The organism is Parabacteroides sp. AF18-52 (assembly GCF_003479145.1).
Classification (GTDB): Bacteria; Bacteroidota; Bacteroidia; order Bacteroidales; family Tannerellaceae; genus Parabacteroides; species Parabacteroides faecis.
Genome location: NZ_QUGR01000013.1, coordinates 30,797 through 49,948, shown reverse-complemented (window position 1 = coordinate 49,948; position 19,152 = coordinate 30,797). Strand labels below are relative to the sequence as shown.

Sequence of the window (19,152 nt, the reverse complement as noted above, 5' to 3'; positions counted from 1 at the left end):
TTTTTTTAAAATGTAATATTAACTCCAAATCTAACGGTACGAGCCAGCGGGTAGCTGTTGTAGTTCACCTTGGAAACCTTATCGGCTCCTGAGGCACTTGCATCGGGGTCAAAACCTTCGTAGCCGGTAAAAGTATAGAGGTTATCTACCGCTGCATAAACCGAGGCAGCCCGAATATACTTATTCCCTCTCAGCGGAACATCGTAACTCAGATTGATATTCTTAATACGGAGGAACGAAGCGTCTTTTACTGTAAGTGAATTGGTCATATACTGACCACCGTAATTAGACGAGTTCACGCCACTAGGATATTTATTGGTAGGATTATTTTCCGTCCATCTGTTCTGATAATATTTGGCTATGCGGTTACGGTATTCGTTGGTAGGATAAAATGTTTCGAGCACGTTTGCATCCAATGTCTGTATGCCGAATACTCCCTGCAGGAAGATACTAAGGTTGAAGTTCTTATACCGGATATTATTAGTAAAACCCAAAGTTACGTCAGGAAAGGGTTTACCTAAGACAACACGGTCGTCAGAAGTGATAGCATTGTCATCGTTCTGGTTTTTGAACTTTAAGTCACCGGGTTTGGCATTCGGCTGGGCCGAATTAGCAATGTCGTCACCTTTCTGGAAAATACCCTCCACTTCATAACCGTAATAAGAATAAATAGGGTCACCCACACGAGTTATTTCATAGTTTGAGATAAAGCTGGCCATCGATCCTGTAATCAGTTCCGGAATAAAATCAGGCAGCTCTTTGACACGGTTTTTCAGTAGGGAAAGATTGAGTGAAGTTTCCCATCCGAAGTCTCTTTTGTCGAAGTTGATACTATTTATCATAAAGTCTATACCGGAATTCCGTACCTTACCGGCATTCACCTTCACGTTAGCAAAACCGATAGACGAGGGCAGCGGTTTGTCAAACAATTGGTCTTTCGTATCGCGAATGTAGAAGTCCACACTACCTGTCAGGCGGTTGTTAAAGAAACCGAAGTCGATACCGAGGTTAGTCTCCGCCGTAGTTTCCCAACGTAAATTAGGATTTGGAAGCCGTGCCTGTACCAGTCCTTGCATCAACGAATTGCCAAAGACTGCAGATCCTGCCGCTTTCAGGGTCTGAAGTGTCTGGTAGTTACTAATACCCTGGTTGCCTAGTTGACCGTATCCAATACGGAGCTTTAGATCGCTCAGATTATCAAACGTCTTGAGGAACGGTTCTTCCGACATTCTCCAGGCAAATGCCACGGAAGGGAAGAAAGCATACTTATGATCAGAAGAAAAACGGGAAGTACCATCGTAACGGAATGATGCCGTAAGCAGGTAACGGTTCAGCAAGTCGTAATTGATTCTGCCCAAAAAACCGTTCAAACGATTGCGTTCTTTGCCGGAAAACACATCATCCCCATTCAGTTTGTCGCCACTCTGCAAGGAGTTAAAGCCCGTCACGTCAGAAAGAAAACCTTTCGCCTTGCCTTCCACATATTGTGAGGAGAATTGTTCAAAAGTCGTACCGCCAAGAATAGTAAATTTGTGAACATCGTTGAAATTCTTCTTGTAAGACAGCAGAAATTCTGCTAGCCACTGAGTCTTTTCTTCACTCTTCTTGGATGCTTCGCCCTTACTAGCCAAGCCGTTTAATGTTTCCCGGCTTCTATAGCTCGACTGAGTGTAAGTATCTATCGTAGCACCTAAACGGACAGTGGCAACGAGATCCTTAAGCGGTTCGATTTCCGTAGTAAAGGTTCCATAAACATTATTATCTTGCTTTTCAGGCGATACGCCATGTAAAAGTGCTTCGGGATTATCGAGGGCGATAAAACTGTTCTTACGGTAACGTCCTGTCTCGGGGTCAATACCGGGAGCCAGTGTCGGGTCGAACTGAAGCGCAGAATTGATGGGACCAGCCCCTTCATTGGCTCCGTCCATATTTTCGTACATCGACCGTCCGTCTCCACGGGTATAATTCAGATTAAACTTGAAGCGCAGAAACTCTTTGGGAGCCGCGTTCATGTTCACCCGGACATTATATTTCTTCAAGTTTGACAATTTCACTATACCTTGCTGGTCGAAGTAACTCATGCCTAGATAAAAATCATGCTTTTCGCCCCCCCCGGCAAGCGACAGTTCATAACGTTGTACCGGAGCACCATTACGAAATATCTCATCCTGCCAATTCGTTCCTTCACCCACAGCCGCAATCTGTTCTGCCGTGTAGATGACTCCATCCGGATTGTTTGACTCCAGACGCAAAGCATTCAGGGTCTCCATATATTCCCTGCCGTTAAGAACATCCACTTGTTTGGCAACCGACTGGAAGCCCACTTCCGCACCGAACTTCACGATTATATCTCCCTTTTTACCGCTTTTGGTCGTAATAAGCACTACACCGTTTGCTGCACGGGTTCCATATATCGCTGCTGACGAAGCATCTTTCAAGACTTCGATAGACTGGATGTCAGCCGGATTGATAGACGAAGGGTCCACACCCGGTAGTCCGTCCACAACAACCAGCGCCGAGTTACTGCTGTTAATAGAGCCGGCACCGCGTATCTGAATCTTGGACGCCGCTCCCGGGGCAGAACTGGTTTGGCTTATAGTTACACCGGCAGCCTTACCGTTAATCATCTGAAAAGCATTGGTATTTATACCTTCCGTAAACTTACCTTCACCCACGGAGACTACAGATCCGGTGATGTCCTGTTTCTTTTGAGTACCATACCCGATTACTACCACTTCTTCCAGTAATTCTGTATTTTCTTCCATTTCTATGGATAAGGTACCCTGATTCCCATTCAGCAAAATGTCTAGAGTAAGGTATCCGACATAAGAAACAACCAAAGTGTTTCCTTTTTTTGCATCCTTCAGGATAAATTTTCCATCAATATCAGTGATTGTTCCGTTAGCTGTTCCTTTAATAAGGACACTGGCACCGATAATAGGTTCATTAGACTTTTTGTCTACAATAGTACCTTTGACATCAAATTGTTGTGCATGAGTAACCATAACCGACAACAACAGCATAAATAGAATAATGATTTTTTTCATTGCATATAATTTAAGTTCTACAAAAGATCAACGTCACAAATGTATTATAGGAATAATTCTTTTAAGGTGCACGTTTCTCTCAGTTTATATGCATGTTTAATTCATAAAGCTTTTTATTTCTTTATTTTTTGGTTTATAAAGAAAATATGCTTCTTTTGTCGGAACAATCTAAATATTATGAAGCATTTTCTAATTAGCTCTCTTTTATTTTTATCCATCAGTTTTATATATTGTATAGATAGCCATGCTTTCCTAAACCGCGATGTTCATTTGTTAACCATGCAGGATGGATTAGGAGACAATAAGGTAAATTGCATTTATAAAGACAAGAATGGTTTTATGTGGTTCGGTACCGATAACGGATTGAGCTGCTACGACGGTTCGTCCGTCAAAAATTTTACCATGCAACTAACTTCCTATATGAATGTCTCTGCTATCGGCGAGCTTTCGGAGCATTGTCTCGGAGTGGTAGTCGACCAGACCCTCTATGCCTTCGACCGCTCTACCGAACGATTCATCTCTATAGAAGGAGGTCTGGAAAAAGGAAAATTGCTGCAGTTTATACCCGCCTATCCGAACCAATGCCGGATTATCAGTTCAACGCATCTCTATTTGTATAACGTAAAAGAGAGAACGGATAAGGCACGACATGTGACTGCGCTTGAGCTGACTATGGAAGAGAAAGTGGGAGGGCTGGTGAAGGACAGAGACGGCATTACCCGTTGCACCCTGTCGGAAGACAGTACGAAAGTTTACCTGACCAACAGCCGTTTAGAGCTTATTGTCTATGACTTGAAAAGTAAGACCGTAACTCAGCAGATTTCATTAGGCAGTCCCAAGGTTCTTTCTATCAGTTCTATCTTAGAAGCAGGCAACAGAATATGGATTGCTACCATTGACCACGGTATTATCTGTTATCATAAACACTCGGGGCACGTAGAACATATTTCCTATGAAGCAAAAGACGAGAAAAACCTATTGTCGCATCCAGATGTCTATGAAATCGTTCAGTTAAACAATAACAGGCTTCTAGCGGTTACCTGGAACGGATATACATTGCTGGATCCAGGCAAAGGTATCTCGGAAGAACTCACTACACATATATATAATAATGTATCCTTAGTGAATCAGAACCTCGAAACCCGTATGATTTGTGCTTTTTACGATTCGCAAGGAGTTTTATGGATAGGAACAAACGGAGGCGGAGTTATATATTCCGACTTAAGGTTGCAATACTTCAACCAGTATCACCAAGACAGGCATAATGAAATTTGTAGTATACAGGTCGACGATGATGGATATGTGTGGCTGGCAACTTTTCACAAAGGTATTATGAAGAGTACCCACCCTTTCCATTCGAGCTCCTCTTTCAAATTCGTAACTGCCGGTAGTGAGGAAGTCAGAAAGAAAGAGACTGTCTTATGTACGATGAAAGACGCAGAGGGGAATATCTGGTTCGGCAATAAAGACGGGACACTGACTGTCTATGATAAACATGGAACCTTTAAAGTGCACCCTTTAGACATGGAGGTTACCATCAATCGTTCATCCATCTGGGCACTTCATATAGACCGGCAAAACAATTTTTGGATAGGCACAGACAAAGGATTGTTGTTGTTTAACTCGTCGTCCGGAAAATGCCAACACATAGAAGTACGCAAACAATCCCAACCCGGTACTTTGACAGAATTGGAAATTCCTGTCCATGCCATTACAGAAACGAAAGATGGAACCGTGTGGGTTGGTACCGAGCAGCATGGCGTAGGTAAAATAGTTGACCATGTCGCAGGAAAGAAAACTATGGAAATGGAATATGGAACCTCATTCAAGTTGCATAATGCTTCCGTCAAGTCACTCCTGGCTTCTTCCGATGGACAGCTATATGTCGGCTATGAAACCGGATTCGCCATCATAAACCCCGAAAACGGCACGATCCATAACTTCTACACAACGAAAAACGGATTATGCAATAATCATACCGGGTGTATCACAGAAGATGCCAAAGGAGATATATGGATAGGCTCTAATTCGGGAATTTCCCGGTATAGCCGCCACCAACAGTTATTCTATCATTATTATATATCAGGGAGTAACCGTTCAGCGTTTCTGTATGGGAAGTACTTGTTTTGGGGAAACAATAAGAGCCTGACTTATTTCGATCCAGACAATATAAACGTATTTTCCTTTTCCGAAACAGCCGCTATTACGACTTTAGAAGTAAGCAACAAAACCGTGGCTATGGGAGAAAAGATAAACGGACAAGTCATCTTGAACAACAGCCTGTTTTATGCCAAAGAGATTGAACTGAACCACGACAACCGTGATTTCTCACTCACTTTCAGCAGCCTCTCTTTTTCAAAAGAACGGCAAAAATTACGTTACCGTCTCTATCCGTATCAAAAAGAATGGATGATAGCTAACGGAGGAGGGAAAGTTTCATACGCCAACTTACGGAAAGGAGACTATACTTTCGAGATACAAAGTCTCTATCCCAATGAGCATATCGGAAAGATGACCTCTCTCAAGGTGACTATCCTTCCTCACTGGAGCGAGACATTCTTATTCAAGTTGATTCTCCTGGTTCTTATAAGTTTGGCCATACTAAGGATCATTTACCGTATCAGGGTACGCCAGAAAAGACTGGAATATGAACTACAGTTACAACACGAAGTATTTACGGCTACTGTAGCACGCGACAAAGAGAAACAGATACGCATGGAGCGAGAGAATTTCTTCACCAACGCTGCCCACGAACTGCGTACTCCTTTAACCCTCATTCTATCCCCTTTACAAGAGTTGTTACAGAACCTCAAATCTTCGGATGCCATGTTTGAAAAACTGCAGATCATGTATCGTAACGGCTCCTCACTACACACACTGGTTGATCATTTGCTTTACGTGCAAAAAATCGAGGCAGGCATGGTAAAACTGAGTTTATCAAAAGCTAATATAGTTGAATTAGCCTCCCGGGAGGCTAATAGCTTCTGCCAGCTGGCAGAAGCCGAAGAGTCTAATTACACAATAGATTTACCATCCGAACCAGTGTGCCTGTGGATAGATATAGAGAAAATAACTTCGGCAATACGCAATTTACTATCCAATGCATTCAAGTATACTCCTCCAAAGGGCAACATTACATTACGTATAGACCAGACAAAAGTAGACGGTAAACTGTATTGCAGGGTAATAGTTTCAGATAGTGGCAAAGGTATTCCTTATGAGTTGCAAGAACGTATATTCGACTCTTTTATTACCGGTGAAAATACCCCCCTACTTTCCTCCAAAGTAGGCATCGGACTACGTATCGTCAAAAACACAATGGATTTGCATCATGGAACAGTGACATTGACAAGTACCCCAGGCAAAGGGAGTAAGTTTACGTTGCTTATTCCCGAAGGGAACACCCACTTCGCAGAAGACAAATATCAACTTGTTAATCCTCCCACTGTAGAAGAACCGCTAATTTCTTTACCGGTAGCACCTCTTGTCGTTCAGGAAGAAAAGAATATAAAAAAGAGAAACTTACTTGTAGTGGAAGATAATAAGGAAATCCGCACTTACATCTGCAGTCTTTTCCGCAAAGACTATGCTGTATATGAGGCCGCTGACGGCGAGGAAGGTATACAGGTTGCTACCCGCCTCCTCCCCGACCTTATCATAACCGACATCATGATGCCTGTGAAAGATGGCTTTACCTGCTGTCGGGAAATACGTGAGCAGCCTTGTACTGCCCATATTCCTCTACTAATGCTGACTGCCAAAGCTGAAGATGCGGATATCCTGCAAGGTACAAAGATGGGTGCAGACGATTACATGATGAAACCGTTCAACCCGGAAATATTGAAATCAAAGGTCGAAAACCTTATCTTACAACGGGAGCGACTGAAACGTATCTACACTAAGACTCTTATGTTAAAGCAAAAGCAAGCTGAGGAAGCAGGAGAAGAAGAGAAACCCGATGATTTTATGCAACAGGTTATCAATGTGATAGAAGTAAATCTTTCGAATGAAGATTTTAACGTGAAGATACTGGCAGACCGGCTAAATATGAGTCAGCCTACTTTATACAGAAAGATAAAACAGCATAGCGAACTGGCAGCTATCGAGATAATCCGCAGGGTGCGTATGAGTAAGGCGGCGGAGCTTATCATGGAGAAGAAATACTCTATTCAGGAGATAGCAGAAATGGTCGGTTATAGTGATACACGTACACTCCGGAAACATTTTGCCGGACAGTTTGGAGTGTCACCCTCTAAATACTTAGAGTCCGAAGACTAAATACAAAATAAAGTATCTGTGGAGAAGACAGACTCATACAAGAACAATACGTCTTCAGTTGATTTAAGAAATCGAATGGCAACAGCAATTCATCTGCATGGAAAAAGCTGCCCCACAGAATGGAGCAGCTTTCACCTCTTATAATGAATTAGTCTTATTTACTGCAAGAACAACGCGGCTTCAGTTGTTTGAAGAAATCGTTGCCTTTATCGTCAACCAGGATAAATGCAGGGAAGTCTTCCACTTCGATCTTCCAGATTGCCTCCATTCCCAACTCCGGATATTCCAGACATTCTACTTTCTTGATGCTTTCCTGTGCAAGGATAGCTGCCGGACCACCGATACTTCCCAGATAGAAACCACCATGCTTCTTACAAGCGTCTGTTACTTGCTGGCTACGATTACCCTTGGCAATCATGATCATGCTACCGCCATTATCCTGGAACAAGTCCACGTACGAGTCCATACGACCGGCAGTTGTCGGGCCGAAAGAACCGGAAGCCATTCCGGCAGGAGTCTTGGCAGGACCTGCATAATAAATAGGATGATCTTTGATGTATTGAGGCAGACCTTCACCCTTGTCGATACGCTCTTTCAATTTGGCATGAGCAATGTCACGACCTACAACGATCGTTCCGCTCAGAGAAAGACGAGTTGAAACCGGATATTTAGTCAGTTCTTTCAGGATATCGGCCATCGGCTGGTTCAGATTGATCTTTACAGCATTACCTTCACCTGCTTTACGTAATTCTTCAGGGATCAGGCGACCCGGATTTGAATCCATCTTTTCGATCCAGATACCGTCTTTATTAATCTTACATTTGATGTTACGGTCGGCAGAGCAGGAAACACCCATACCTACCGGGCAAGAAGCACCATGACGGGGCAAACGAACAATACGAACGTCGTGAGCATAATACTTACCACCGAACTGGGCTCCCAGACCGATGTTATGAGCAGCTTCTAATACTTCTTTTTCCAATTCGATATCACGGAAAGCCTGTCCGCCTTCGTTACCGCTTGTAGGCAGGTTATCGTAATAATGAGTAGAAGCCAGCTTCACTGTTAGCAGATTCTTTTCAGCAGAAGTACCGCCGATAACGAACGCAATATGATAAGGAGGGCAAGCAGCCGTACCTAATGTCTTCATTTTTTCTACCAGGAACGGAACCAGGGTCGTCGGATTCAGGATCGCTTTCGTTTCCTGGAACAGATAAGTCTTGTTGGCAGAACCACCGCCCTTAGCGACACAAAGGAATTTATATTCCATACCTTCGGTAGCTTCGATGTCGATCTGTGCAGGTAAGTTACATTTCGTATTTACCTCGTCGTACATATTTAAAGGAGCATTCTGTGAATAACGCAGGTTTTCCTCCGTATACGTTTTGTAAACACCTAGAGAAAGCGCTTCTTCATCGCAATATCCTGTCCATACATGTTGGCCTTTTTCACCGTGGATAATAGCCGTACCGGTATCCTGACAGAAAGGGAGCTGACCTTTTGCAGATACTTCCGCATTACGCAGAAAAGTCAGTGCCACGAACTTGTCGTTGTCGCTGGCTTCCGGATCGCTCAGGATCTTAGCCACCTGTTCGTTGTGCTCAGGACGAAGCATGAAAGCCACGTCACGGAAAGCAGCGTTAGCCATCGCTGTAAGTCCCTCTTTTGCAATTTTCAGCATCGGTTGTCCTTCAAACTCGGATACCGATACATACTCTTTTGTAAGCAGATAATACTCTGTCGTATCCGGTCCGAGTGGGAACGGTGCCTGATACTTAAAAGGAGGTGTTGCCATATCTTTATTATTTAATTATGTAATATTGGTTTTACAATTTCAGAATCATTCTTTTTCGCTTGGCAAACTTAGATAAAAATCACGAAATACGGGAGTGCTTTCACAAATTTGTTCACCGGAAACAATTAATTAGTTAAAAGAAAAACATATATTTGCACGTATATGAAAAAGCTAGTCACACTTTTCATCCTGTGTATATTGTCATCTAACCAATTGGCAGGGCAGGTCAGCCACGGAGGCAAACCTCTTCCGTTTGCGACACTCAGTACCCGTTCGGGAAGCCAGTTCAAAGAGATGCCTCCTTTCGACGTTGCTGAACAATTACGAATCGACTCACTGAATGAAAGCGACCTGCGTAGCGGATTCCATTTCGCTTACAAATTCATGACAGATTTTACCCCGGAGAATTCAGGAAACTGGTTCACGCAAGCTGACGGCACGCGGGTATGGCGGTTAGGCATACGGTCGGCAGGAGCCTACTCGATCAATGTCCTATTCTCCGAATACGAAATTCCGGAAGGCGCCCAGCTTTTCTTGTATAACCCGGACCAGACACATATATTAGGCGCTTTCAACCATCTGAACAACTCCGAGTTAGGCAGACTCCCCGTCTCACCGGTCCAGGGCGACGAACTGATCATCGAATATCAGGAACCTGCCAATGTTCCGTTTCACGGCAGATTGAAAGTAGGTGAGATAAATCATGATTACCGCAACCTCAGAGGACATGAACCTATCGGGCACAGCCCTATTTATCATTGGTGCATAAAACCATTGGCATGCTTCCAAAACAATACGGACAAATACAACGAAATAGGCCGTAGCTCCGTACTGATCATCGTCAATGGACAAAATGCCTGTTCGGGTACTTTAATTAATAACACATCGAATGACGGAAAACCCTATCTGTTAACGGCATCACATTGCCTGAACGATCAGTTCTCGATCAAAAATCCTGATTATGAAATGATAGCGGGTAATATCGTTACATTCTTTAATTACGAAAGTCCACTTTGCGATCCTGTTATGAGAGGCACAGAAGAAATGTCGATGGCTTCGACTCATTTCAGGGCGACCAACGAAAACACCGACATGGCCTTACTGGAACTGACGGAAATTCCGCCGGTTTATTATCAACCTTATTATGCCGGTTGGAATGCAAAAGATCAAGGTTCTGCCCCCTATGTCGGAATCCATCACCCGGATGGTTCTGTAAAACGGCTCAACACGACCGATCAAGTCGAGTTAACGACCTATCCATATACAGATAATTTTATAAAGAACGGGCACTGGCACATAAAAGAATGGACCGACGGCTGCACACGCCCGGGTTCCTCCGGCTCCGGCTTGTTTGATAACAACAACCAAATTATCGGGGGACTTTCAGGAGGTATATCCAGTTGTCCGTCACCTTATGACGATTTCTATTTCGCTTTAAGCCAAAGCTGGGACGTCTCGCCGGACGCAGATAAACAACTGAAAGCATGGCTCGACCAGGCAGGAACAAACACTGCACGAACCTGTAAAGGACTCGACCCTTACAGTGTCACCCCTTGCATCCGTCTGAGCAATGTCAAAGAAAGCGGAAAAGCGGAAAATGTAGAAGCGACGCCCCTCCCCTCTCCCGGAACGGGTCCGGCCTTCGGAAACAATTCGCTGAACATGAACGAGTTCGCTGAAGCTTACAAAATAACCGGAGAGGCGAAAATATACGGTACATATATCGTGAATCCGGCTATAAGCAAAGACAAAGAGATAGATGTAGAAATTACTGTTTACGGTGGCTCCGGCAAACCGGAAACATTGCTACATACCGAATCATTCAAACCGTCGTTCGTAACCACCAATAACAACATCGATTTTATCGATTCCATTAAGCCATTGAACCGTGATCAGGAGACGTTCATCACGTTTTCCGAACCGGTAGATGTATCCGGCGATTTCTTTATTGGATATAAGATCAAGACAGCAACTGCCGCCACCTCTTTCTCGGCATATAATCTCCCGAAAGGAGAAACAAGCAAAAACACTACGTGGATCAACTACAAAGGGCAATGGATAGAGGCATCCGCCCATCCGGCCTCTCCCATGAACACTTCCCTGTTCATCGATCCCGTCATCCAATACAATACGGCTTCTGCCAACACACCTATCGACAACAACAACCCAATTCGCATATTCACGGAAACGGCATCCGAAACAGTCCATATCCTGCTACCTGCCACAATCCGTGAAGCCCGATATTCCATCATATCCATGAACGGAAATACATTACAAAGCGGGATTGTCCGCAGCGGACAAAATACGATCCCGGTAGCAGGTGTCACATCAGGTATTTATCTGATACAAATCACCTACGGCGAGACGGGTTTTACGCAAAAGATATTATTTTAATCAAAAATACACAATAAGTGAACGACAGACGAAGCATGTCAAGATAGACAAAGAGAAATGAAACTTGAAATTTTAACTAAAATACAGTCGGACAAGCATCATTAGAACGTCCGTAAATCCTGCATTTTATATCCTTTTTAAGGAAAAAAGAGGCACGGATTCATTAATAAGTATTAATTAGAAAGATTTTATCGTATCTTTGCTATTCATAACAAAAAAATGCTTTAGTTTTGCACTTTGATGGCTAAGGGACAATTGAAAGTGAATATATAAACATAGTAACATTTTAAACTTACATCAAATTATGAACAAAAAGTTTTTATTGTCATTCTTTGTAATGGCAGCAATTTTAACCCTTTCTTCTTGTTCAAACAAGTTGAAACCGCTAGCTGAAGAGTACATCAAAGCTGAGCCGCAGCCGCTAGAGGCTATCGGAGGCAAAGTACCCGTGACTATCAACGCTACTTTCCCTGCAAAATGGTTCAACAAGAAAGCAACTGTAACAGTAACTCCGGTTCTTCGCTATGCCGGTGGTGAAGCATGGGGAACTTCTTACACTTATCAGGGTGAGAAAGTAAAAGGTAACAATCAGGTTATCCCGCAGAAAGAAGGTGCTAATGTAACCATGAAATCTGCTTTCACTTACAAACCTGAAATGAAGAAATCAGAATTGTATCTGACTTTCGATGCAAAGATCAAAAACAAAACAGTTAAATTGCCGGACGTAAAGATCGGTGAAGGTGTTATCGCAACTTCTGAACTGGCTGACGCTGCTACTGCAACTGCTGCTATCGCTGCTGACAAATTCCAGCGTATCATCAAAGAAGCTCACGATGCTAACATCATGTTCTTGATCCAGCAGGCTGAACTTCGTTCAAAAGAACTGAACTCTACTGCTATCGCAGACTGGAAAGACTTGGTTAAAAATGCAGACGAAGCTCCTAACCAGAACGTAGCAATCGAAATTTCTGCTTATGCATCTCCTGATGGTGGTGTTAAACTGAATACTGGTTTAGCTGAAAGACGTGAAGGTAATACTTCTAAATATCTGGCTAAAGAATTGAAGAAAATGAAAGTGGATGCTCCGGTTGACGCACGTTACACTGCTCAGGACTGGGAAGGCTTCAAAGAATTGGTATCTGCTTCTAACCTGCAGGATAAAGACCTCGTATTAAGAGTTATCTCTATGTACCAGGATCCTGAAACAAGAGAAAAAGAAATCAAAAACATCTCTGCTGTATATTCTGATCTGGCAGAAACTATCTTACCTCAGTTACGTCGTTCTCGTTTGACTGCTAACATCGAAATCATCGGTAAGTCTGACGACGAAATCAGCGCATTGGCTAAGAGTAATCCTTCTGAACTGAACATCGAAGAAATTCTGTATGCTGCTACTCTGACTAACAACGATGCTGAAAAGATGACAATCTATACTAAAGCTTCTGAACTGTATCCTAACTGCTACCGCACTTGGAACAACATCGGTATGATGGCATTCAAGGCTGGTGACCTGGCTAAGGCTGAACAGATGTTCAACAAATCTAACTCTGTTAAGGCTAACAACGAAGCTAACATGAACTTAGGTCTTATCGCTCTGACTAAGGGTGACCAGGCTAAAGCTCAGCAATTGTTCGGTAACGCAGCAGGCGTAGCTGAATTAGGCGAAGCTCTGGGTGTTCTTTACCTGGAACAAGGCGAATGGGCTAAGGCTGTTAACTCTTTCGGTTCTGTTAAGACTAACAACGCTGCATTGGCTCAGATCTTGGTAAAAGATTACAGCAAAGCATCTCAGACTCTGAACGCTGTTGCTAATCCTGACGCAATCACTTCTTATCTGAAAGCTGTTGTAGCTGCTCGTACAAACGACGCTAACGGCGTTGTAAGCAACCTAAAGGCTGCTATCGCTGCTGACAGAGCTTTGGCTAAAGAAGCTGCTATCGACCTGGAATTTGCAAAATATGCAACTAACAGCGAGTTCGCTAGCTTGGTTAAGTAATTAAGTTTACAACCTACATATAAAAAGGCTGCTTCCAATACGGAAGCAGCCTTTATTTTTTAAGACATAACAACCGTTTTGCAAAAACAAATGATACAAATATGGTTCTTATTATATAATTTAAGACAAAATGTTTTGTCATCTTGTCAACCTTTTACACCTTTGCGTGCCAATTTAAATAAACAGACGTTTTATCAGATGAAAGGATTATTATCTATACTTGTTTTTTTCAGCTTGATACTGATGGGTACTCAAGATGCGACAAGCATAGAAACATGTATCCGCCACGGAAACGTACAATTAAGCTCTGCCGAGAAAACGATTAAAGACAGAGCCTTACAACAGCAACATGAGCTAATATTCGACCTGGCAGAGAACTGTAACTATATACACATTCTATCCAAGCTGTCACGCGAAAGAAGCAACTCCAATAATTCACTCCGGCTGGAAAACAAATCGTATTCGGATCGGTTTCTGAAAGAGTTCAATCTACGCCAGCGTACCAGTGAGTTAATATCGACATTACAGATTATCGACGCATCGTCCCTTCATTACCGCTTCGCACATTTTATCTACGAACTGCGAAGGATTATCATTTAAATCTATTCTTACTGATATCTTATAAGCTATTCCTGTAGACAGGAAAGGCACAAATTGCTATTGCCGGAAGTGACATCTTCATCCGGCAAAGGTTATCTACCTTTTAATTAATTCATAACAGATATGGGAGCTATATCAATTTTACTAATGCTGTTCGCCGGCATTGGCTTTGCCGGTCTGGCGATAGGTATGGGCAAACTGGTGTCAACGAAACGCAGAAACCCGGTCAAAGGAGAGGCATACGAGTGCGGACTTCCCACGGAAGGAACATCCTGGGGGCAGTTTAACGTAGGTTATTACCTCTTTTCATTATCCTTCCTCATCTTCGATGTGGAAATGGTATTCCTTTATCCCTGGGCCGTCACACTGAAAGAAGTAGGTGTCCCGGCACTGGTCGAGATTATCTTTTTTATGCTGTTCCTCTTCATGGGATTGCTTTACGCATTTAAAAAGAAGGCATTGCAATGGAAATGAAAAAAGAGTTTTTACCCGAGATACCGGAAGAGTTCCGCGAAAACCTGGGACGGAATGTCCTGGTTACGACCATAGACAAAATTGCCGGATGGGCCCGTAGTAATTCACTCTGGCCGTTGACTTTTGGAACCAGCTGTTGCGCTATTGAAATGATGAGTGCAGCATCCGCCAAATACGACTGGTCGCGTTTCGGTTTTGAAGTGGCGCGTGCCACCCCACGACAGGCCGACCTGATCATTGTAGCCGGTACAATCACGAGCAAGATGGCTCCGGTACTACGCCGTTTGTACGACCAGATACCGGAACCCAAATACGTGATCGCTATGGGAGCCTGTACGATTACCGGCGGCCCATTTGCCAAAGATAGCTACACAGTCGTACGGGGCGTAGACAAGATTGTCCCGGTAGATGTCTATATTCCGGGCTGCCCGCCCCGGCCGGAAGCCTTGTTACAGGGGATGATGGCGTTACAGCAAAAAATCAAATTGCAGAAAGCGTATGTAATAGAGAAACCTAAAGACGAACCAGAGTTATGAATAAAGAAAAACTGACAACATTACTCTCCAACCGTTTCCAGGGGAAAGATATAGGAGAAAGTTTCGGGCTTCCAGCTCTGATAATCGCTAAAGAGGAGCTTATGGATACCGCCCATCTGCTGAAAGAGGACCAGACATTTGGTTTTAATCAGCTGGTTTGCGAAACGGTAACAGACCGTAGCGAATATTTTGAACTGGTCTGTCACCTGCGTGCAGTAGGCAAAGGACATGAAATGATCCTGAAAACACATGTGGAGCGGGAAGAGACTCCTCTCCTTCCCTCACTCTATGAGTTATGGCAGGCTGCAGAATTATTCGAAGACGAGATATACGACCTGTTCGGTATCCGTTTCGATAATCATCCGCATCTACGCAGGTTATTCCTGGATGAAGAGTTCGAAGGATATCCATTACGTAAAGATTTTGTGAACACGCTCGATTTGTAAGCTACACGACTTAATAGGTATTAATCATGGAAAAATATATGGAAATAACACCTGACGAATCGGATGGTTTCATCATAAACATTGGCCCGCAACACCCGTCCACACACGGAGTACTTCACTTGCGTACCCAACTGGATGGTGAAACGATCCTAAATATGGACCCGCATCCGGGTTATATTCACAGGGGCATCGAAAAGATGTGCGAGTCGTTGGGATACAAGCAATTTATCTATCTGACGAGTCGAATGGACTATCTCTCAGCCCACATGAACAATCAGGCATGCGCTCTCTGTATCGAGAAAGGAGCCGGCCTTGAAGTTCCCGAGCGTGCGCAGGTGATCAGGGTTATCATGGCGGAATTACAACGTCTCGCCTCGCATTTGCTCTGGTGGGGCTGCATGGGATTGGATATGGGAGCCGTTTCTCCCTTTTTCTACGCATTCCGCGAACGGGAAATGATACTCGAAATCTTTGAGGAGACAGGGGGCAACCGGTTGACGATGAATTATATTACTCCGGGCGGTGTTATGCAGGATTTACATCCGGATTTCGTACGCAAGGTAAAAGAGGTACTCGCCTCCCTGAAAAAACATGAACATGAATACGGCGAATTGCTTACGGGCAATATCATCTTCCGTAAACGCCTGGAAGGTGTCGGTATACTGACTCCGGAACTTGCCGTTTCACTGGGTTGCACAGGCCCGGTTGCAAGAGGCTCCGGTATTTCATGCGATGTCCGCAAACAGGCACCTTATGATGTTTACGATCAGGTAGAGTTCAAAGAGATCCTTTTCTCCGGGGGAGATTGCATGAACCGGTACATGGTCCGGATGGAAGAGATGAAAGAGTCTATCTCCATTATCGAACAGCTGATCGACCGTATCCCCGAAGGTTCTTTCCGCAATAAACCCAAAGGAATATTGAAGCTTCTCGAAGGAGAATACTACCACCGGGTAGAGACTGCACGCGGTGAATTGGGTGTATATATTGTTGCCGACGGCTCAGCCAAACCCTGGCGTGTAAAATTCCGGACACCGAATTTTAGCAATCTGACGGCACTCAAACCTTTGTCGATCGGTTCGAAAGTAGGAGATCTTGTGGCGATCATGTCGACACTCGACCTGATAATACCTGATATTGACAGATAAAAACAAAAAGAAATGACAAGTTTACAAATAGATTTTACAGGTCTTACCCAATGGATCGGGCAAACATTGTCCGACTATCTGTCGCCGGGTTGGGCCTTGACTGTCGAGTTAATCCTTGCAGCCGTCTCCCTTATCGTAATGATCGTTGTCCTGGTTATTCTGATGATCTACGCCGAACGAAAAATTGCCGGTTTCATGCAGCTGCGCCTCGGACCGATGCGTGTGGGTTGGTGCGGTTCCGTACAGGCAATCGCAGACGTGTTGAAGTTACTTCTGAAAGAATGCGTCACCCCGTTCAAAGCGGATAAATTCCTCTTTGCCTTGGCGCCCTTCATCGTACTGACCACCAGCTTTCTGGCACTGGTTCCCTTTTCCTATTCGCCGGGATTACAACTGTGGGATATCAATATCGGGGTACTTTATGTCACCGCCGTTTCATCGATCAGTGTGATCGGAGTGATGATGGCAGGATGGGCCAGCAACAATAAATATTCACTGTTGGGGGCTATGCGTAGCGGTGCACAGATCGTGAGTTACGAGCTCTCTGTCGGTATGTCACTGATTGCCGTTATTGCCATGAGCGGTTCACTGTCCATCCTCGAGATCATCAATTCGCAGGCTGACGGATGGTGGATTTACAAAGGACATATTCCGGCAATCATCTCTTTCATGATATTTATTATCGCCTCAACAGCTGAGCTGAACCGTGCCCCCTTTGACCTGGCAGAAGCCGAACAGGAACTGACAGCCGGATTTCATACCGAATATTCGGGTATGCAGTTTGCCATGTTCTTTCTTTCGGAATATACCAATATGCTGATCGCCTCTATGATGGCTGCAACGGTATTCTTCGGAGGCTGGCAACCGCTCTACCTTCCCGGACTCGACGGCTTCAATGCAATAATGGATTATATTCCGGGATTTATCTGGTTCTTCGGCAAAGTATTCTTTGTGGTGTTCCTGATCATGTGGTTCCGTTGGACCTTTCCACGTATCCGTATCGACCAGTTGCTTCGCCTGGAATGGAAATACCTGCTGCCCATCAGCATTGTCAATGTACTTATTGCTGCTACCGTTGCAGTATTTGAATGGTATTTATAATGGAAAAAGGAGTATTGAAAATGAATAAATGCATTAATTATATCTATTCCATCGGTGCGGCTATGGGGTCGCTCGGTAAAGGAATGTTCCGTACATTCAGCAGTATGGTGCATCCTGCCCGGATACTGACACAGCAGTATCCCGAAAACCGGGAAACGACGCTCTATATCCCGGAACGTTTCGAAGCGGAGCTTCATCTGATAGAGGATGAGAACGGCGAACTGAAATGTACTGCCTGTACCCTTTGCCAAACCGCCTGTCCCAACGATACGATCCAAATCAAAGTGGAGAAAGTGACTACACCGGAAGGGAAAAGCAAACGCGTTCTCAGCGAATATATCTACGACCTGGGACGTTGTACTTTCTGCGGCCAGTGCGTAGACTCCTGTAACTTCGGGGCACTTGAGATGACCAATCATTTTGAAAACAGTGAATATGACAAGCGGAAACTGGTGAAGCTCCTCAACGAACGTCATCTGCCCGCCAATAGAAAGGAGGAACAAATATGAATGCCGAAGCAATTCTATTTTACGTACTTTCAGCAGGGATACTCACACTGGGTGCCCTCTGTGTATTCAGCCGGAGCATTTTCCGGTCGGCAGTCTTCCTGCTTCTCTGCCTGATAGGGATTGCGGGATTGTACATAATGATGGAGATGAATTTTGTGGCAGCCCTTCAGATCATGATCTATGTGGGAGGAATTGTGGTGCTTATCATCTTCTCCATCTTCCTTACCCACAATACAGGAGCGAAATTACCGCTACCCATTCCCCGGCGGCTGTTCTGGGCACTGTTTCTGCCCTTCATCGGTTTTATGCTGGTGTTATGGGTGTTGCTGCATCATCCGTTCCGGTCGGAGACGATCTCTTCGAAGGTGCTGGATATCCATGAGATCGGACATCAGTTGTTCAACCTGAATGAATACGGGTACATCTATCCGTTCGAGATAATCAGCGTCTTATTGCTGGCTGCCCTGATCGGTAGTATTGTAATTGCACAAAGTAATAAAAAGAAATAAGATTATGGAACAAATACCTCTTTCACATATACTGATACTGAGTTCGGCACTCTTTTTCCTGGGAGCTTACGGTTTCTTTGCCCGCCGGAACCTGATCACCGTACTGATGTCGACTGAATTGATCCTGAACAGTGTGAACATAAACTTCGTGGCATTCAACAAATATCTTTATCCCGAACAACTGGAAGGCGTATTCTTCACGCTTTTCATTATTATAGTTGCCGCCGCAGAGGTATCGCTTTCAATAGCGATCATTATCAATCTCTACCGGAAGTTCAAGACCATAGATATCGATGATACAACGACAATGAAATACTGA

General features: G+C 44.1%; 14 protein-coding genes. 12 read left to right on the top strand and 2 right to left on the bottom strand.

Annotated features, from left to right (window positions below; genetic code table 11):
* Positions 1-5: 5 nt before the first annotated feature.
* The gene (locus DWX23_RS18800) at positions 6-3,047 is read right to left on the bottom strand and encodes a TonB-dependent receptor (RefSeq protein WP_122375579.1); all 3,042 of its coding nucleotides are present in this window, start codon (positions 3,045-3,047) and stop codon (positions 6-8) included.
* Between the two features lie 177 nt (positions 3,048-3,224).
* Between DWX23_RS18800 and DWX23_RS18795 the strand changes: the two genes are divergently transcribed.
* Complete coding sequence (locus DWX23_RS18795) at positions 3,225-7,325, top strand: two-component regulator propeller domain-containing protein (protein WP_122375578.1); 4,101 nt, start codon at positions 3,225-3,227, stop codon at positions 7,323-7,325.
* 154 nt (positions 7,326-7,479) lie between these two features.
* Here DWX23_RS18795 and DWX23_RS18790 read toward each other — a convergent pair whose 3' ends face one another.
* Positions 7,480-9,120, bottom strand: a complete 1,641-nt coding sequence (locus DWX23_RS18790) for a fumarate hydratase (RefSeq protein WP_122375577.1) — start codon at positions 9,118-9,120, stop codon at positions 7,480-7,482.
* 162 nt (positions 9,121-9,282) lie between these two features.
* Here DWX23_RS18790 and DWX23_RS18785 point away from each other — a divergent pair, with 162 nt between their 5' ends.
* From DWX23_RS18785 to nuoK, 11 genes are all read left to right on the top strand, one after another.
* On the top strand, positions 9,283-11,514 hold the full coding sequence (locus DWX23_RS18785) for a trypsin-like peptidase domain-containing protein (protein WP_122375576.1): 2,232 nt from the start codon (positions 9,283-9,285) through the stop codon (positions 11,512-11,514).
* 304 nt (positions 11,515-11,818) lie between these two features.
* Positions 11,819-13,510 (top strand): hypothetical protein, encoded by a 1,692-nt coding sequence (locus tag DWX23_RS18780; protein WP_122356037.1) that lies wholly within the window; start codon positions 11,819-11,821, stop codon positions 13,508-13,510.
* Between the two features lie 198 nt (positions 13,511-13,708).
* Complete coding sequence (locus DWX23_RS18775; protein ID WP_147382553.1) at positions 13,709-14,110, top strand: hypothetical protein; 402 nt, start codon at positions 13,709-13,711, stop codon at positions 14,108-14,110.
* Positions 14,111-14,233: 123 nt separating this feature from the next.
* Positions 14,234-14,584: an NADH-quinone oxidoreductase subunit A gene (locus DWX23_RS18770; RefSeq protein ID WP_122375574.1), complete on the top strand. Its 351-nt coding sequence runs from the start codon at positions 14,234-14,236 to the stop codon at positions 14,582-14,584.
* Positions 14,575-15,120, top strand: a complete 546-nt coding sequence (locus tag DWX23_RS18765) for an NADH-quinone oxidoreductase subunit B (RefSeq protein ID WP_122375573.1) — start codon at positions 14,575-14,577, stop codon at positions 15,118-15,120. Before DWX23_RS18770 ends, DWX23_RS18765 begins: the two co-directional genes overlap by 10 nt.
* The gene (locus DWX23_RS18760; protein WP_122375572.1) at positions 15,117-15,566 is read left to right on the top strand and encodes an NADH-quinone oxidoreductase subunit C; all 450 of its coding nucleotides are present in this window, start codon (positions 15,117-15,119) and stop codon (positions 15,564-15,566) included. The genes DWX23_RS18765 and DWX23_RS18760 overlap by 4 nt, the downstream gene beginning before the upstream one ends.
* Positions 15,567-15,592: 26 nt before the next feature.
* Positions 15,593-16,714: an NADH-quinone oxidoreductase subunit D gene (locus DWX23_RS18755; protein ID WP_122375571.1), complete on the top strand. Its 1,122-nt coding sequence runs from the start codon at positions 15,593-15,595 to the stop codon at positions 16,712-16,714.
* A 12-nt stretch (positions 16,715-16,726) separates the two neighbouring features.
* A complete protein-coding gene (nuoH, locus tag DWX23_RS18750) occupies positions 16,727-17,815 on the top strand; it encodes an NADH-quinone oxidoreductase subunit NuoH (protein WP_122375570.1) in 1,089 nt (362 codons plus the stop codon).
* A gap of 20 nt (positions 17,816-17,835) precedes the next feature.
* Positions 17,836-18,324 carry a 4Fe-4S dicluster domain-containing protein gene (locus tag DWX23_RS18745; protein ID WP_075560243.1) on the top strand — a complete coding sequence of 163 codons (489 nt, stop codon included), beginning with the start codon at positions 17,836-17,838 and terminating at the stop codon, positions 18,322-18,324.
* Positions 18,321-18,833, top strand: coding sequence for an NADH-quinone oxidoreductase subunit J (locus DWX23_RS18740; protein WP_122375569.1), 513 nt, complete (start codon positions 18,321-18,323; stop codon positions 18,831-18,833). The genes DWX23_RS18745 and DWX23_RS18740 overlap by 4 nt, the downstream gene beginning before the upstream one ends.
* Before the next feature lie 4 nt (positions 18,834-18,837).
* Positions 18,838-19,152 carry an NADH-quinone oxidoreductase subunit NuoK gene (gene nuoK / locus DWX23_RS18735; RefSeq protein ID WP_046150801.1) on the top strand — a complete coding sequence of 105 codons (315 nt, stop codon included), beginning with the start codon at positions 18,838-18,840 and terminating at the stop codon, positions 19,150-19,152.

What these genes read in the sequence shown, in the direction of transcription:
- DWX23_RS18800 (WP_122375579.1), bottom strand. Translation starts at nt 3,047, where the DNA reads ATGAAAAAAATCATTATTCTATTTATGCTGTTGTTGTCGGTTATGGTT.
- DWX23_RS18795 (WP_122375578.1), top strand. Translation starts at nt 3,225, where the DNA reads ATGAAGCATTTTCTAATTAGCTCTCTTTTATTTTTATCCATCAGTTTT.
- DWX23_RS18790 (WP_122375577.1), bottom strand. Translation starts at nt 9,120, where the DNA reads ATGGCAACACCTCCTTTTAAGTATCAGGCACCGTTCCCACTCGGACCG.
- DWX23_RS18785 (WP_122375576.1), top strand. Translation starts at nt 9,283, where the DNA reads ATGAAAAAGCTAGTCACACTTTTCATCCTGTGTATATTGTCATCTAAC.
- DWX23_RS18780 (WP_122356037.1), top strand. Translation starts at nt 11,819, where the DNA reads ATGAACAAAAAGTTTTTATTGTCATTCTTTGTAATGGCAGCAATTTTA.
- DWX23_RS18775 (WP_147382553.1), top strand. Translation starts at nt 13,709, where the DNA reads ATGAAAGGATTATTATCTATACTTGTTTTTTTCAGCTTGATACTGATG.
- DWX23_RS18770 (WP_122375574.1), top strand. Translation starts at nt 14,234, where the DNA reads ATGGGAGCTATATCAATTTTACTAATGCTGTTCGCCGGCATTGGCTTT.
- DWX23_RS18765 (WP_122375573.1), top strand. Translation starts at nt 14,575, where the DNA reads ATGGAAATGAAAAAAGAGTTTTTACCCGAGATACCGGAAGAGTTCCGC.
- DWX23_RS18760 (WP_122375572.1), top strand. Translation starts at nt 15,117, where the DNA reads ATGAATAAAGAAAAACTGACAACATTACTCTCCAACCGTTTCCAGGGG.
- DWX23_RS18755 (WP_122375571.1), top strand. Translation starts at nt 15,593, where the DNA reads ATGGAAAAATATATGGAAATAACACCTGACGAATCGGATGGTTTCATC.
- nuoH (WP_122375570.1), top strand. Translation starts at nt 16,727, where the DNA reads ATGACAAGTTTACAAATAGATTTTACAGGTCTTACCCAATGGATCGGG.
- DWX23_RS18745 (WP_075560243.1), top strand. Translation starts at nt 17,836, where the DNA reads ATGAATAAATGCATTAATTATATCTATTCCATCGGTGCGGCTATGGGG.
- DWX23_RS18740 (WP_122375569.1), top strand. Translation starts at nt 18,321, where the DNA reads ATGAATGCCGAAGCAATTCTATTTTACGTACTTTCAGCAGGGATACTC.
- nuoK (WP_046150801.1), top strand. Translation starts at nt 18,838, where the DNA reads ATGGAACAAATACCTCTTTCACATATACTGATACTGAGTTCGGCACTC.